Below are 16,105 nucleotides of genomic sequence, written 5' to 3' on the forward strand. Positions count from 1 at the left end.
CCGCTCACGGCGAGGCCCCGTCCGCGCATGCGCGGACGGGGCCTCGAACAGCCGGGATCAGCCGTTGACGGTGCGTGAGCCGATGAGCTCGCGGTACCAGTGCCCGGAGTCCTTCACCGTGCGCTCGAGAGTGTCGAAGTCGACCCGCACGATGCCGAACCGCTTGGCGTAGCCGTAGCCCCACTCGAAGTTGTCCAGCAGCGACCACACGAAGTAGCCGCGCAGGTCCACGCCGCGCTCGAGAGCCCGGTGCGCCGCTGTGAAGTGCCGACGGAGGTAGTCGGTGCGCTCGGGGTCGGGGATCGACCCGTCCTCGGCGACCTCGTCCTCGAATGCGGCCCCGTTCTCGGTGACCATGAGCGGCTGCTCGGGGAACTGCTCCGAGAGCGACACGAGCAGCTCCTCCAGTCCCTCCGGCGCGATGTTCCAGCCCATGGCGGTGTACGGACCCGGCTGCTCGACGAACTCGACGATCCGGTCGCTGCCCGGCCAGGCGGTGCCACCCGCGGCGCCCTTGTGCCCGTCGTTCTGCTGCTGCGGCGAGACGCCGTCCCACAGCCGAACGGTCGCCGTGGAGTAGTAGTTCACCCCGAGCACGTCGATCGGCTGGTTGATGGTCGCGAGATCGCCGTCCTGCACGAACGCCCAGTCGGTGACCGCGGCGGTGTCCTCGAGCAGATCCGCCGGGTACTCGCCGCGCAGCATCGGATGCGTGAACGCGCGGTTCGCGAGAGCGTCGATGCGCCGCATCGCCTCCGCGGCCCCGTCGCCCTGCCCACGCAGAACGTGGAAGTTCAGCGTGACCGAGTAGTCCGGATCGCCGCTCGAGGTCGATCGCAGCGCCTGCACCGCCCGCCCATGGGCGAGGTTCAGATGGTGCACGGCCGACAGGGCGGATGCCGGCTCGTGGCGACCGGGGGCGTGACCGCCCTGGCCGTAACCGAGGTAGGCCGAGCACCACGGCTCGTTCAGCGTCGTCCAGGTGTGCACCCGGTCGCCGAGCGCCGTGCCCATGATCTCGGCGTAGCGCTCGAACGCGTCGGTGGTCGCACGCGAGGTCCAGCCTCCGGCGTCCTCGAGATACTGCGGAAGGTCCCAGTGGTACAGGGTCGCCACCGGTCGGATGCCGCGCTCGAGGAGCCCGTCGACCAGACGGGAGTAGAAGTCGAGTCCTGCCTGGTTCACCTCTCCTGACGCGGTCGGCACGATGCGGGGCCAGGCGATCGAGAAGCGGTACGCCTGCAGCTCGAGCTTCGACATGAGGTCGAGGTCCTGATCGACCCGGTGATAGTGGTCGCAGGCCACATCACCGGTGTCGCCGTTCCACACGCGGCCGGGTGTCTTGCTGAACGTGTCCCAGATCGACGGGGTGCGGCCGTCCTCCGAGGCCGCCCCCTCGATCTGGTACGACGCCGTGGCAGAGCCGAACGTGAAGCCCTCGGGGAAGACGAGCCCAGCGCCGCGGTAGCCGTCGGTCACGCGGTGACCTCCGACAGGTCGACAGGGTAGGTCTCCACGCGGCCGTCCGGGTTCGTCACCGTGACGGATGCCGTGCCGCTGCCGCCAGGGAACACACGGAACGTGAGCCCCTCGTGGTAGTCGTAGTCCGGCCGGTCCACGCGCGCACCCCAGGGGAGTGCTGTCCCTGGGCGGACGTAGAGCGGGAGCGAGTCGAAGCCGTGCGTCTCGCGGCGCCAGCCGCCCCCGGTCACCGTCTCACCGGTGAGCAGCGACGTCCACTCGCCGGTCGGCAGGTAGAACTCCACCTCGCCGTCGGGCGAGAACACCGGCGCGACGAGCAGATCGGAACCCAGCATGTACTGCCGGTCGAGATAGGCGCTCGAGGGGTCCTCCGGGAACTCGAGCACCATCGGGCGCATCAGCGGCACACCCGTCGTCGCGGCTTCCAGCCCCTGCTGGTAGAGGTACGGCATCAGGCGCAGTTTGAGGTGCGTGAAGATCCGGGTGACGTCGACGGCCTCGTCGTCGAACGCCCACGGCACTCGGTACGAGCTCGACCCGTGGAAGCGCGAGTGCGACCCCAACAGGCCGAAGGCCGTCCAGCGCTTGAACACGCCGGCATCCGGCGTCCCCTCGAAGCCGCCGATGTCGTGGCTCCAGAACGCGAAGCCCGAGAGTGCGAGCGACAGGCCTCCGCGCAGCGTCTCGGCCATCGAGGTGAACGTCGACGTCGAATCGCCGCCCCAGTGCACGGGCATGCTCTGCCCGCCGGCGGTCGCGGAGCGCGCGAACAGCACTGCCTCTCCCTCGCCGCGGGTCTCGGTGAGCACGTCGTACACCGCGCGGTTGTAGAGGTCCGTGTAGAGGTTGTGCATGCGCTCGGGATCCGCGCCGTCGGACCAGACGACATCGGTGGGGATGCGCTCGCCGAAATCGGTCTTGAAGCAGTCGACGCCCTGGGCGACGAGCGCCCGCAGCTTGCCCTGGTACCACGCCGTCGCCTCGGGGTTCGTGAAGTCGACGAGCCCCATGCCGGCCTGCCAGAGATCCCATTGCCAGACGGTGCCGTCGGCGCGCTTCACGAGGAAGCCCTGGTCGGCGGCTTCGCGGAAGAGCGGGGAGCGCTGAGCGATGTACGGGTTGATCCACACGCACACGCGCAGATCCTTGTCGTGCAGTCGTTCGAGCATGCCCTCGGGGTCGGGGAACACCCGCGGATCCCACTCGAAGTCGCACCAGTTGAACTCGCGCATCCAGAAGCAGTCGAAGTGGAACACCGACACGGGCAGCTCCCGCGCGGTCATCTCGTCGAGGAACGAGTTCACGGTCGCCTCGTCGTAGTCGGTCGTGAAGCTCGTCGAGAGCCACAGGCCGTACGACCACGCGGGCACCACGGGCGGGCGGCCGGTGAGCGCGGTGTACCGACCCAGCACCGCCTTGGGCGTGGGACCGGCGAACACGAAGTACTCCAGCGCCTCGCCCGACACCGAGAACTGCACGCGTTCGACGGCCTCGGAGCCGATCTCGTAGGAGACGTGGCCCGCATCGTTCACGAGGATGCCGTAGCCGCGGCTCGACAGGTGGAACGGCACGTTCTTGTAGGCCTGCTCGCTGGAGGTACCGCCGTCGGCGTTCCAGATGTCGACGCTCTGACCGTTTTTCACCAGGGGGCCGAACCGCTCGCCGAGACCGTAGATCTGCTCACCCACGCCGAGTTCGAGCTGCTCGTGCACGAACGACGCGGGGCGGGGAACGCCGCCGCCCTGGCGGGCGTTGCTCACGATGCCGGGATCGACCTGCGCTCCGGGGGCGAGCTGGACGTAGCCCTGGGCTTTGAGTCCGCTCCCCGTGACCCGCCGTCCGTCGACCTCGAACGAGAGGTTCCACGGCGCGCCGGGAGCGATGCGGGCGACCAGGGCGCCGGCATCCAGCACGCCGCCGTCGGCCGTGACGGAGACGGATGCCGAACCCGCGCCGGCCCCAGGGAGTACGAAGCCGTCGTGTGTCCGGGAGCCCGCGTGGTGCTCTATCCGCACGCGGATGACGCCCTCGGCGGGGGAGGAGAGGGTCGTGGTGAGCACCGGCCGGTTGAGTGTGTCGCCGCGCTTGGCGATCACCATGGTGGGGGCGGTGACGACGATGCCGGGTCCGTCGGGGGTGTCGGTGGTCTCTGCGATGTCGTACGCCTCCTGCGCATAGAGCGCGGTGACGCCGGGGCGAAGCTGCCAGAACCCGTCGGTGAACTTCATTACTTGACTGCTCCTGCCGTGATGCCCCGGGTGAGGGTGCGCTGGAAGATGAGGAAGAAGATGAGCGTGGGGATGATGCCGAGAAGGGCCGATGCGCTCGTGGTGGTGACGTCCATGAGCCGGTCGCCCTGCAGCACGCTGATCGCGACGGGAACCGTCTGGTTCGAGTTCGAGGCGAGGAACGTCAGCGGGATGAGGAACTCGTTCCACGTCCAGATGAAGAAGAAGATGAGCAGCACCGACAGTGTCGGGCGGCTGATCGGGAAGACGACGCGCCACAGGATCTGCCAGCGGTTGGCTCCGTCGAGGGATGCCGCTTCGAGCACCTCCTTCGGGAAGGTGCCGTACACCGACGACAGCAGGTAGGTGCCGAACGCGGCCTGGATCACCGTGAAGACGATGATGACCGACCAGATGTTGTCGTAGAGACCCACCGACTTGAACATGTAGTACAGCGGGTAGAGCAGGGCCTCCTGCGGCAGCAGGTTCGCCAGCAGGAAGAGCAGCACGATCCAGCTGCGGCCGCGCACGCGGCCGATGCCGATGGCGAAGGCGTTGAGCATCGAGATTCCGACCGCGAGCACCGAGACGACTCCGGCGATGAAGATCGAGTTCCAGACCTTCTCGGGGAAGTTCACCCGTTCCCAGAACTTGATGATGCCGCCGAAGTCCAAGGACTCGGGGAAGGCGAGCGGACCGGAGGTCGCGTAGTCGACCGGCGACTTGAACGAGTTCACCAGCACCAGGTAGAACGGCGCGATGACGAGCAGCGCGCCCACGATCACGAGGGCGAGCAGCAGCCAGTCGATGGGCCGCTTCTTGGTCATGCCGCCGCGTGCGCGGCTCTTCGTGGACTTCCCGGTCACGATGGCAGTGGTCGCGTGCATCACAGCCCCGCCCTTTCCTTGCGCTCGAGCGAGTTCTGCACGCGGATGAAGACGATCGACACGATCACGACGACGATCGTGAGGACGGTCGCGATCGTGGCGCCGTAGCCGACGTTCCGCTTGGTGAAGAACTCCTGGTAGGCGTAGTACGCCGGCACGAGCGTCGAGCCCGCGGGGCCGCCACGCGTGATGATGTAGACCGGCCCGAACACCTTGAGAGCGGCGATCGTGCAGGTGAGGGTGACGACGAAGATCTCCGGACGGATGATGCTCATCGTGATCGCGGAGAAGCGCTGGAACCAGTTGGCGCCGTCGAGTTCCGCCGCTTCGTAGAGTTCGGGATCGACGCGCTGGAGGGCCGCCATGAACACGACGACGGGGTAGCCCAGCTGCACCCAGACCATGACGACCATCAGGACGATGAGCGCCGAGGGCATCTGCCCCAGCCAGTCGTACGGCGGTGCGCCGAACCAGCTGAGGATCTGGTTCAGTGCGCCGTCCTCTCCGGGGCGGACGATCCATCCGATCACGATGCCGGCGACGGCGATGGGGAGGATCTGGGGGAGGTAGTAGGTGGCACGGAGGAAGCTGCCGACCTTGCCGCCGAATTTGCGGCCGACGACGTCGAACAGCAGTGCGGCGACGATGAGACCGACGATCGTCGGCACGACGACCATGGCGAGGATCATCCACACCGAGTTGGTGAAGGAGGTCCAGAAGTCGCTGTCGGTGAGGATCTTCTGCCAGTTCTCCAGGCCGATGAACTCCGGCGTCCGCACACCCTTCCACTTCGTGAACGTGAGATACACGTTCCAGATGAGGGGCACGATGACGACGACGAGCAGCAGCACGAAGCCGGGGAGCAGGTACAACCAGTAGGCGCCGGTTCCGCCGCTGCGCTGCGGGATCGACGGCTGTTCGGGCGGCAGCTTGGCGCGGCGGCCCTCGCGTGTGGCGAGTGACATGTTCATCTCCAGGAGGGGTGCGGGGGCGGCACCGACGTGGCGCCGCCCCCGCGGTCGATCAACGGAATTCGGCGGTGCCCTCGTCGTACTGCTCGCCGAGGTTGGCGTTCGTGGTCTCCACGTCCTGAACACCGGTCACGAGACCCTGCAGCTCCTGCACGATCACGTCGTAGAAGCCGGGCGCGGGCCAGTCGGGGTAGAAGGACAGGCCGTCGGCATCGAGGATGCCGTTGAACGTCTCGATCAGCGCAGCGCTCTTCTCATCCGTGATGTCCGCAGTGTCGGCTGCGACGGGCAGTCCGCCGTTGTTGCCGATGATCGCCTGGATCTCCGGACGCATCGTGATGTCGATGAACTTGTAGGCGAGCTCCTTGTTGGCCGCGTTCTCGGGGACGACCCAGAGGTTGCCCGACGATCCGAGCGAGAGGTCGGCGCCGGGGAAGGCGTCGAGGGTCCAGTCGAAGCCCGTGGCCTCGGCGACGAAGCGTCCGAACCACCAGGAGCCCGAGACGAAGATCGGCGAGGTGCCGTTGATGAACGAGACACCAGCGTCCTCCGCCTTGACCGAGGAGACGTCCGAGGCGATGTAGCCCTTGTCGACGTACTCTTGCAGGGTTTCGGTGGCCGAGGTGATCTCGGGGCCCTGCCAGTCGACCTCGCCCTTGTAGAGCTGGTATGCGTCGACGAAGTCCCGGTCGCCCTCAAGCAGTGCGAGCTGGTACCAGAGCTGACCGAGCGGGTACTCCGCTCCTGCTTCGGCCAGGGGAGTGATGCCCTGCGCGACGAACGCATCGAGAACGTTCACGAACTCCTCGTACGTGGTCGGGATCTCGAGGCCTGCCGCCGCGAACGCGTCCTTGTTGTAGTAGACGCCCACGAACTCGCCGTAGTTCGGCACCCCGTACCAGGTGTCGCCGCCCATGACCCCGTCCTCGGAGTACTTCGCGGTGGTCTGCAGTGACGGGGCGAGCTTGTCGGCCCAGCCGTACTCGTCTACCGCGTCGGAGATGTCGGCGATCAGACCGGTGGATGCCAGGAAGCCGGCGGTCGCGTTGCCCTTGTTGAACTCCATGAGGTCGGGGGCGGCGTCGGTGTCGAGCACCTGGCTCGCGGTCTTCTGGATCTGCTCGAAGGACTTCTCCTCGAACTCGACCTTCGCGCCGGTCTCCTCTTCGAAGATCGAGATGGCCTCGGCCCAGGCCTTGCCCATGGCGCTGTCGGCACCCTCGTAGTGCCAGAGCTTGAGGGTGTCGCCGTCGCCGCTGTCGCCCCCGGAAGAGGGGGTGCAGCCGGCCAGGGCGATGCCCGTCGCGGTCAAGGCGGCGAGGGCCGCCAGCGTCTTCTTCCTACGGATGTTGCGTGCCATCGTCGGCACTCCTTTCGTGATGGCCTGATCGGCCGGGACACTTCGGTGGGTCGGATCTTCAGTTGTGGACGCGCAATCGAAGCGTTTCGACAACGATCATGCGTGAGTGGAAGTGGGCTCGCATCACTCCCTGGCGGGCGCGATCGAACCGGCGGGGTGGTACTCCGGCGGGATGAGGTAGATCTCCGCGGGTACCGAGCGATCCTCGAGGCGGGCCACGGCGAGATCGACGGCCAACTCGCAGGACTGCATCGGCACGAGCGGGATCGTGTCGATCGGTGCCGACAGGGCGCCGGTGTCGAACGACGCCGCGGCCGAGATGATCGACACGTCCTGGCCGACCCGCAGGCCGTGTTCCGAGAGCACGGCGAGCAGGGTCTCGTGCACGTCGCCGACCGCGTGGACGACGAATGCTCGATCGCCGCGGGCGAGGGCGCGCTCGGTCGCTTCGCGGACCGCGTCGGGTTCGGTGGTCGTGGCGCCGGTGGTCGCCCATTCGAGGGACACGCCGCGCTGAAGTGCGCCGTCCTGCACGCCGTGCAGCAGACGGCGGGGGAAGTTCGATTTGCGGTACGAGACCTCGGTCTGCCCGAGCAGTGTGATGCGGCGATGCCCGGCATCCGCCAGTCGATCGATCGCCAGACGCCCCGCGGATTCGAAGTCGAGATCGACGCAGGTGAGTCCCGCGCTGTCATCGGGGATGCCGATGAACACCGTCGGTGTGCGCACGGTGCGGGCGATCTGCGCGCGCTCGTCGTCGGGGGCGACGTCGAGGACGAGGATGGCGTCGACGAGCCTGCTCGCTGCCACGCGGTTCATGCCCTCCGATGTCTGCTCATCGGTGAGGAGCAGGATGTCGTAGCCTCGACGGCGAGCCGCGACCGCCGTCGCCAGCACGAAGGACATGTGCGTGGGGGCGTGGGTGTCGGCTCGCAGGGGTTCGGTGAGGGCGAAGATGTTCGTGCGCCGCCCGGCCAGCATGCGGGCTCCGGCGTCGGGCTCGTAGCCGAGATCTCGGGCGGCGTCCTCGATGCGTCGTCGCGTCTTCTCAGAGACGGGTCGCTTGCCGCTGAGCGCGTACGAGACGGTGCTGATCGATACACCGGCGGCCTTCGCCACCTCGTGGATCGTCGTCATCGGGACTCCGTCGTCGTTTCGGATTCATCGAAGCGCTTCGCTACCGCTTCCTGAGCGATGATACGCACGACCCGACGCGGAGCGCAACCCTTTTGTGGTTGCAACCAACAAAAAGCGGCGAATGGCGTGAGAGCGCTCCCGCGCTCGACGACGCGGAATACGCGAAGAGGGCGACGAGGTCTCGATGGGGGAGGGGATTCGAGACCCCGCCGCCGGTCTAGGAGGCGACCTTGATCTCGCCGAGGACCTCGCCGTACGCGGTCTCGCCGACCGGGGTGAACCCCACCCGCAGGAAGAAGGCCTCAGGGCCGTCGTCACCGGCTTCGTAGATCACGTTGACGTGGTCGAATCCGCGTGCGCGTGCCTCTTCGACGAGGTTCTCGACCGCGAAGCGGCCGACGCCCTTGCCCTGTCCCTCGGCGTCGACGTTGATGCGCCACAGCACCGAGCGGAAGTGCTCCTCGGGAGCGTCCTCATCGAAGTTGGCGCTCACGAAGCCGACGACGGTGTCCTCGTCGAGGATCACCCGCTGCCAGGAGGTCTGCGGGTTCAAGACGGTCGCTGCGATGCCGTAGGACACGGGCGCGAGGAACTGCTCCTGTCCAGGCTTGAGCGACAGGTTGTTCACGGCGACGATCGTCGCGGCGGAGAGTTCGACCATGCGCAGTTCGGACATGCCCCCAGGCTAGCCCCTTTGCGGCCGAGCGCCTACGCGGCCCCGGCATATTGCGGACCGCGTCGCCGATGGAGGTCGGCCGGAACGCGCGGGCGGGGTCGAGGCCGCACAGAATGAGGGAACGGCGGATTCCCCTGAGTCGCTCAGGTATCTTGGTATCGAGACAAATCGCCCCGTGAACGGAGAATTTCCCGGTGACCGACGACGCCATCATCTACACCTACACCGACGAGGCTCCGGCGCTCGCGACCGCATCCCTCCTCCCGATCATCCAGGCCTACACCGGCCAGGCGGACATCGAGGTCGACATCCGCGACATCTCGCTCGCCGGTCGCATCCTCGCCGCCTTCCCGCAGAAGCTCACGCCCGAGCAGCAGGTCGGCGACGCTCTCGCCGAGCTCGGAGGGCTGGCCACCCAGCCGGAGGCGAACATCATCAAGCTGCCGAACATCTCGGCATCCATCCCGCAGCTCAAGGGCGCGATCGCGGAGCTGCAGGCCGCCGGTTACGACATTCCCGACTTCCCCGACGAGCCGAGCTCGCTCGAGGAGAAGGACGTCCGTGCGCGCTACGACCGGATCAAGGGCTCTGCGGTCAACCCGGTGCTGCGCGAGGGCAACAGCGATCGTCGTGCTCCGCTTGCCGTGAAGAACTACGCCAAGAAGCACCCGCACCGCAACAAGGCGTTCGCCGAGGGGTCGAAGACCCGGGTCGCGACGCTGGGGCACGACGACTTCAAGAGCAACGAGCGCTCATGGGTCGCCGCCCACGACGACGTGCTCAGCTTCCGCCACATCGCCGAGGACGGCACCGTCACGGTGCTGAAGGAGGGCCTCAAGGTCCTGCCGCGCGAGATCATCGACGCGACGTTCCTCTCGGCATCCGCGCTGGACGCGTTCCTCGCGGAGACACTCGAGACCGCCAAGAAGGACGACGTCCTCTACTCCGTGCACCTCAAGGCCACGATGATGAAGGTCAGCGACCCGATCATCTTCGGCCACGTGGTGAAGGCCTTCTTCGCGGACGTCTTCGGCCAGTACGGCGACCAGCTGGCCGAGGCCGGCCTCAACGCGAACGACGGTCTCGGCTCGATCCTCGCCGGGCTCTCGAACGTCGCCGGTGGAGAAGAGATCGCCGCATCGTTCGACAAGGCCATCGCCGCGGGTCCGCGCCTGTCGTACGTCAACTCCGACAAGGGCATCACGAACCTGCATGTGCCGAGCGATGTGATCGTCGACGCCTCGATGCCCGCGCTCGTCCGCAACGGCGGCAAGCTCTGGGGCAAGGAGGGCGAGGAAGCAGACACCCTGGCCGTCATCCCCGACTCGTCCTACGCCGGTGTCTACCAGGCGGTCATCGACGACGTCATCGCCAACGGTCCCCTGGACCCCGCGACGATCGGCACCGTCCCCAACGTGGGATTGATGGCTCAGGCCGCGGAGGAGTACGGCAGCCACGACAAGACGTTCGAGATCGCCGCGGCCGGCACCGTCCAGGTGCTCGACAGCGAGGGCACCGTGCTCATCGAGCACGAGGTCGGTGCCGGCGACATCTGGCGTGCGACGCAGACCAAGCACATCCCCGTGATGGACTGGGTCAAGCTCGCGGTCGGCCGCGCCCGTGCGACTGGCGTTCCCGCCGTGTTCTGGCTCGACGCCAACCGCTCGCACGACGCGCAGATCATCGCCAAGGTGCACCAGGGCCTCGCGACCCTCGACACCAAGGGCCTCACGATCACGATCCTCGCGCCGGAGGAGGCTACGCGCTACACGCTCGCGCGCATGCGCCACGGCCTCGACACCATCTCGGTGACGGGCAACGTGCTGCGCGACTACCTCACCGACCTGTTCCCGATCCTCGAGGTCGGCACGTCGGCCAAGATGCTGTCGATCGTCCCGCTGCTCGCCGGCGGCGGCCTGTTCGAGACCGGTGCGGGCGGCTCCGCCCCGAAGCACGTGCAGCAGCTCGTCGAGGAGAACTACCTTCGATGGGACTCGCTGGGCGAGTTCTTCGCACTCGCGGCCTCGCTCGAGCACTTCGCCGACCGTACAGGGAACGAGAAGGCGCGCATCCTCGCCGAGACCCTCGACGCTGCGACCGGCACCTTCCTCGAGGAGGACCGTTCGCCCGGCCGTGCCCTCGGCACGATCGACAACCGCGGCAGCCACTTCTACCTCGGTCTGTACTGGGCGCAGGAGCTCGCGAAGCAGACGAAGGATGCCGAGCTGGCAGCCGCGTTCGCGCCGATCGCCGCAGCGCTCACCGCGGACGAGGAGAAGATCGTCTCCGAGCTGAACGCGGTGCAGGGCCAGAAGGTCGAGATCGGCGGCTACTACCGCCCCGACGCAGCCCTGGTCGCCGCAGTGATGCGACCGTCCGCGACGCTGAACGGGATCATCGACGCCCTGGTCTGATGAACACGGCGGAAGGCGGATGCTTCGGCATCCGCCTTCTTCCGTCTCCGGGCGGGCTTCTCATGCGGCATCCGTCCGTGCGTTCTGTCGGGTGGATTCACGAATGTCGGGTGAGAAAGCGTGTTCTGGATCGACATGCGTCGATCGACCCGACATTCTGCACCGGGAGCGCCCTTCGCGGCGGCGTGCGGCTCCGGAGCGGGGAAGTGGGGTGACGAGGTGAAGGATGCCGCAGCGCTCACCCCCGTCGCGTCTCGAGGAACGCGCTGTCGGGTGGACGCCGAGACGCCCCTTCTCCTCGCAGCGAGGACAAGGGGCGTCCGTGTTCCGAAGCGGCGCGCTCATCAGGCGCCGCCGGAAACGATCAGTTGTGGACGGAGACCTCGAGGCCGAGAGGTGCGAACTCGTACACGTACTTCGCGACATCGATCGGCATGTTGACGCAGCCGTGGCTCATGGGCGTGCCGTAGTTGCTGTGCCAGTACGTGCCGTGGAAGGCCTGATCGCCGTTGAAGTAGGTGACCCAGGGGACATCCTTGGTGACGTAATCGGCACCCACCATGTCCTGGATGCGCACGTGGGCGCGGACCGTGAAGTTGCCGGTCTGCGTAGGCGTCGCCGACTTGCCGGAGGAGATCCGGTACGACTGCACGACGACGTCGTTCTCGTACAGCGTCGTGGTCTGGGTGCTGAGGTTCACGTCGATGCGACGGAAGAGGGAGGTCGTCTCGAAGGGAGCCTCGACCACGGTCAGCGGGAAGACGCCGTTGCCGGCCTCGAGCTGCGTGGCGAAGTCGGCTGCGAAGTTCGAGGTGTCGCCGATGGTGCGCCCGACGACGCCCTCGGTCTCGGCCTTGAGCACCTCGCCCTTGGAGTTGACGATGTTGACCGCGTTGACCGGAGCCCGGTCGACGATGCCGGGCAGAGTGTCCACGGTCGCCTGGATCGCGGCCTGGTCGGCCTCGATGCGCAGCTCGCCGCCCTCATCCACGACGCTGAGCCACGTGGCAGCGGTCGCGGGGTCGACCGGGACGGTGCGCTCCTCGCCGACGTAGAAGCCGATGGATCCGATCATGTTGTTGAGGGAGGCGGCGACCGCGTTCGCGCTGTCATCCGTGACCGGTGCGAGTGCGGCGGTCGGGTCTCCCGAGAACTCCACTGACCGCGATCCGTCTGCGACGGCGTCCGAGATCGCGGTGGTCAGCGCGTCGACGTCGATCGCTGTGCCGGCCTCGGACGGCGTGACGACGTAGGTGCTGCTGGCGGCGTCGAACGAGACGGCCGCATCGACCGGGTCGACGAAGCTCGTCGGCACCGCGTCGCGCAGGGCGGTCTCGGCCGTCGTGGCGTCGAGCGTGATCGTGCCGGGCACGGTGGTTCCCCAGGCAGTGACGTTCCACATCGGGTGCGCGGCGAAAGCCTCGTCGGCCAGTGCCGTGGCGTCGATCGTCGCGCCGAGATCGGCACCGGTGAGCACCGCGTCGTCGCCCGCTCCGGTCAGTGTGACCTCGGTCTGCGCGAGGTGGCTGCTGACCGCGTCTGCAGCGGCGCCGGGGGTCATGAACCCGACCGGGACTCCGGCGATCGTCGTGCCGGGGGCGATGAGGAACATCGACGCGGCACCGGCTCCGAGCACCACGGCGCCGACACCGAGGCCGATCCACAGGCCGAGCCGCTTCTTCTTCGGAGCCGGCTCGATCGGAGCCCATTCGAGCGGAGGCTCGCCACTCACGGGAGGCAGGACCTCCGTGGGGGCCGACCCTTCGGGGGCGAGCACGGATGTGACGGAATCATCGGTCGAGCGAGGCGTCTCGGCCTGCTTCTCCGTCGTGGCGCTCGGTGCGGAAATGAGGTCGGTCACGAGCTTCACCCCCCGGTTGTCAACGTGGCAATTGAGTCAATCGTACGGTATGGCAGGTAACGGAGGCGCAACGGAAAATCCCAGGTCGTCGGACATCCGCGAGGAGGGTAACGTTTCGGTAACCGAGGGGGGTGCCGCGGGGGTCCGACTTGCGGAGATCGGCGTTCGTAAGGTCTACTAACAAACATGTCCGCATCGGATGATCCCCGCCCCGCGCCCTCCACAGAGCACGCAGGGCTCAGCGCGCACGCCTTCGGACCAGGGCGGCATCTTCGCTCGCGCGCCAAGGTCCTCCCCGAGCACGCCCGAGGGCACAACCGCGCTCTCGTGCTGCAGACGCTGTACCACTCCGGGGCGATGAGCCGAGCGGACCTCTCGCGAGAGACAGGGCTCACCAGGGTCACCATCTCGGATCTCGTCTCCGAGTTCATCGCCGACGGGATCGTCGTGGAGATGGGCGTCCGCGAGACCGTGGGACCAGGCAAGCCGCCGATCCTCGTCGACCTCGACCGTGCCGGTCATCAGATCGTGGGACTCGACCTGTCGGGCCCGTCGGCTTTCATCGGCGCCGTGCTCAGCCTCGACGGCGAGGTGCTCGAACGCCGCGAGGTTCCCCGCCCCGTCCAGGCCGACGGAGACGCCGCCTATGCCGCGACCCTCGCCCTGGCTCGTGCTCTCGTCGCCGCAGCCACCCAGCCGGTGCTGGGCGTGGGAATCGGCAGTCCCGGCGTCGTGCGTCCCGACGGCGTGGTGCTGAGCTCGCCGAACCTCGGCTGGAAGGACCTGCCGCTGGAGGCCAAGCTCGGAGTCGACCTCGACCTCCCCGTGCTCGTGCGCAACGACGCCAATGCCGCGGTTCTCGCCGAGTACACCTTCGGTGAGGCGAAGGCCGACTTCATGCTCATCAAGATCGGGCGCGGTGTCGGCGCCGGCCTGATCACCGGCAGCCAGCCACTCGTCGGCAGCCGCTTCGCGGCCGGAGAGATCGGGCACGTCGTCGTCGGCACCGACGGAGGACCCCGTTGCGCCTGCGGAAAGGACGGATGCCTGGAGGCGTGGCTGAGCGTCACGCGCCTGGACGCCGCTATCGAGGCCGAACCCGCACAGCGTGAGGCGATCCTGCGGGACGCGGGGACTCGGATGGGGATCGGGATCGCACCGATCGTCGCGGCGTTGGACTTGTCGGAGGTGGTGCTGTCCGGTCCGGCGGAGCTGCTGGACGGTATCCTCATCGACGCCGCGATCGACACTCTGCATGCGCGCACGCTCGAGGGCGTGTTCGAGGATGTACGGATCCGGCTCACCGCTCAGGAGGACATCGTCCTCCGCGGTGCCGCCGTCATGGTGCTGTCCAGCCAACTGGGAGTCTCGTGACCGGTCTCCCGGTCCGCGCAGGCCTCGACATCGGCGGGACCAAGATCGATGCGGTTCTGATCGACCCCGACGGGGAGATCGTGGCGCGTGACCGCCGGGCGAGCAGCATCGGAGAGGAGGCGGTGATCGGCGACATCGCCGACGCCCTCCACGCTCTTGCCGCCGCTGCCGGGATCGGCGTCGACGAGATCGCCTCGGCCGGCGTCGGCATCCCGGGGCTCATCGACGCCGACTCCGGTCGGGTTCTGCACGCCGTGAATCTCGGGATCGAGTCCTCCGACCTCGCCGCGCGGGCGTCTGCGGTGCTCGGCATCCGGTTCCGGATCGAGAACGACGTGAAGGCCGCGGCCCTCGGCGCCTCGCGGCTGCACCGCCACGACGGTGCGACCGCGTACCTCAATCTCGGCACCGGCGTCGCCGCCGGAATCGTCGTGGACGGCGGGATCTGGCGCGGCGGACGCGGGGTGGCCGGGGAGATCGGGCATCTCTCCGTGGACCCGGCCGGACGCCGCTGCGGCTGCGGACAGCAGGGCTGCATCGAGACGCTGTGCGGCGGCGGCGCCCTCGCACGGGCGTGGGGTCGCGGCGGTGCCTTTCCGATCCGAGACATCTTCGACGCCGCGGATCTCGGCGACCCCGACGCGCTGCTGCTGCGTGGCGACCTCTTCCGAGGCGCGGCCGCCGCGGTCCGCGCTCTGATCCTCGCGGTCGACGTCGACCGGGTGATCATCGGCGGCGGTCTGACCGCACTCGGCGACCGTCTCGACGCCGGCATCCGCGACTCGCTCCGATCGGATGCCGCATCGTCGCCGTTCCTCGAATCCCTGCGTCTCGACGAACGGATCGAACTGCTCCCGTCCGGATCGCCGGTGGCCGCCATCGGGGCGGCCATGGTCGGCGCCGGAACCCCTGCGAAGGAGATCATGTCCCATGGCTGAAGTCGTCATCGTCGAGAACCCTGCTGCGGCCGGTGAGCTCGTCGCCGCGGAGATCGAACGTCTCGTGCGCGAGCGGCCGGATGCCGTACTGGGGCTGGCGACGGGCTCGACCCCGCTGCCCGTCTATGAGGCGTTGCGCCGTCGCGTCGGCGCTCTTGAGCTCGGCCGGGTGCGCGGGTTCGCTCTCGATGAGTACGTCGGGCTCGACCCGGCGCATCCGGAGAGCTACCGATCCGTGATCACCCGGGAGGTCGTCGAGCCGCTCGGCCTCGATCCCCGCCTCGTGCGCGTGCCCGACGGAGGCGCGGCGACGATCCGGCATGCGGGAGACGACTACGAAGCGGCGATCGCAGAGGCCGGGGGAGTTGACCTGCAGATCCTCGGCATCGGCACCGACGGCCACATCGGATTCAACGAGCCGGGATCATCCTTCGCCTCGCGCACCAGGGTGAAGACGCTCACCGAGCAGACGAGATCCGACAACGCCCGCTTCTTCGCCTCGATCGACGATGTGCCGCGGCACTGCATCACCCAAGGGCTCGGCACGATCCTGGAAGCCCGGCATCTCGTGCTCCTCGCGTTCGGCGAGCAGAAGGCGCAGGCCATCGCCGCGGCGGTCGAAGGACCGCTCTCGGCGATGCTGCCGGGGTCGGCGATCCAGCTCCACCCGCACACCACCGTCGTCGTCGACGAGGCCGCTGCGTCTCTGCTGGCCCAGGCCGACTACTATCGCTACACCTTCGCGCACAAGCCCGACTGGCAGGGGCTCTGACGCGA

12 protein-coding genes are annotated in these 16,105 nt (G+C 67.9%); 4 read left to right on the forward strand and 8 right to left on the reverse strand.

Features of this window, described 5'->3' with window-relative positions:
* Nucleotides 1-57 precede the first annotated feature (57 nt).
* The 7 genes from ACI3KS_RS00730 to ACI3KS_RS00760 all read right to left on the reverse strand — a co-directional run bounded on the left by ACI3KS_RS00730 (nucleotide 58) and on the right by ACI3KS_RS00760 (nucleotide 8,741).
* Nucleotides 58-1,479: a GH1 family beta-glucosidase gene (locus ACI3KS_RS00730; protein WP_404914171.1), complete on the reverse strand. Its 1,422-nt coding sequence runs from the start codon at nucleotides 1,477-1,479 to the stop codon at nucleotides 58-60.
* Entirely contained in the window at nucleotides 1,476-3,710 is a 2,235-nt protein-coding gene (gene yicI, locus ACI3KS_RS00735) for an alpha-xylosidase (protein WP_404914173.1), read from the reverse strand. Before yicI ends, ACI3KS_RS00730 begins: the two co-directional genes overlap by 4 nt.
* Entirely contained in the window at nucleotides 3,710-4,597 is an 888-nt protein-coding gene (locus ACI3KS_RS00740) for a carbohydrate ABC transporter permease (RefSeq protein ID WP_404914175.1), read from the reverse strand. The genes yicI and ACI3KS_RS00740 overlap by 1 nt, the downstream gene beginning before the upstream one ends.
* Nucleotides 4,597-5,562, reverse strand: a complete 966-nt coding sequence (locus ACI3KS_RS00745; RefSeq protein WP_404914177.1) for a carbohydrate ABC transporter permease — start codon at nucleotides 5,560-5,562, stop codon at nucleotides 4,597-4,599. Before ACI3KS_RS00745 ends, ACI3KS_RS00740 begins: the two co-directional genes overlap by 1 nt.
* A gap of 58 nt (nucleotides 5,563-5,620) precedes the next feature.
* Complete coding sequence (locus ACI3KS_RS00750) at nucleotides 5,621-6,928, reverse strand: ABC transporter substrate-binding protein (protein ID WP_404914179.1); 1,308 nt, start codon at nucleotides 6,926-6,928, stop codon at nucleotides 5,621-5,623.
* 123 nt (nucleotides 6,929-7,051) lie between these two features.
* Entirely contained in the window at nucleotides 7,052-8,065 is a 1,014-nt protein-coding gene (locus ACI3KS_RS00755; RefSeq protein ID WP_404914181.1) for a LacI family DNA-binding transcriptional regulator, read from the reverse strand.
* Between the two features lie 217 nt (nucleotides 8,066-8,282).
* A complete protein-coding gene (locus ACI3KS_RS00760) occupies nucleotides 8,283-8,741 on the reverse strand; it encodes a GNAT family N-acetyltransferase (protein ID WP_404914183.1) in 459 nt (152 codons plus the stop codon).
* A 194-nt stretch (nucleotides 8,742-8,935) separates the two neighbouring features.
* Here ACI3KS_RS00760 and ACI3KS_RS00765 point away from each other — a divergent pair, with 194 nt between their 5' ends.
* A complete protein-coding gene (locus ACI3KS_RS00765) occupies nucleotides 8,936-11,155 on the forward strand; it encodes an NADP-dependent isocitrate dehydrogenase (RefSeq protein ID WP_404914185.1) in 2,220 nt (739 codons plus the stop codon).
* A gap of 364 nt (nucleotides 11,156-11,519) precedes the next feature.
* Here ACI3KS_RS00765 and ACI3KS_RS00770 read toward each other — a convergent pair whose 3' ends face one another.
* Nucleotides 11,520-13,016, reverse strand: a complete 1,497-nt coding sequence (locus ACI3KS_RS00770; RefSeq protein WP_404914187.1) for a L,D-transpeptidase family protein — start codon at nucleotides 13,014-13,016, stop codon at nucleotides 11,520-11,522.
* 186 nt (nucleotides 13,017-13,202) lie between these two features.
* Between ACI3KS_RS00770 and ACI3KS_RS00775 the strand changes: the two genes are divergently transcribed.
* The 3 genes from ACI3KS_RS00775 to ACI3KS_RS00785 are packed head-to-tail and all read left to right on the forward strand — an operon-like array spanning nucleotide 13,203 to nucleotide 16,100.
* The gene (locus tag ACI3KS_RS00775) at nucleotides 13,203-14,390 is read left to right on the forward strand and encodes an ROK family protein (RefSeq protein WP_404914189.1); all 1,188 of its coding nucleotides are present in this window, start codon (nucleotides 13,203-13,205) and stop codon (nucleotides 14,388-14,390) included.
* Nucleotides 14,387-15,328 carry an ROK family protein gene (locus ACI3KS_RS00780; RefSeq protein WP_404914191.1) on the forward strand — a complete coding sequence of 314 codons (942 nt, stop codon included), beginning with the start codon at nucleotides 14,387-14,389 and terminating at the stop codon, nucleotides 15,326-15,328. The genes ACI3KS_RS00775 and ACI3KS_RS00780 overlap by 4 nt, the downstream gene beginning before the upstream one ends.
* Nucleotides 15,321-16,100: a glucosamine-6-phosphate deaminase gene (locus ACI3KS_RS00785; protein ID WP_404914193.1), complete on the forward strand. Its 780-nt coding sequence runs from the start codon at nucleotides 15,321-15,323 to the stop codon at nucleotides 16,098-16,100. The genes ACI3KS_RS00780 and ACI3KS_RS00785 overlap by 8 nt, the downstream gene beginning before the upstream one ends.
* Nucleotides 16,101-16,105 lie beyond the last annotated feature (5 nt).

It is taken from the genome of Microbacterium sp. ZW T5_45, assembly GCF_044987415.1.
Taxonomy (GTDB): domain Bacteria; phylum Actinomycetota; class Actinomycetes; order Actinomycetales; family Microbacteriaceae; genus Microbacterium.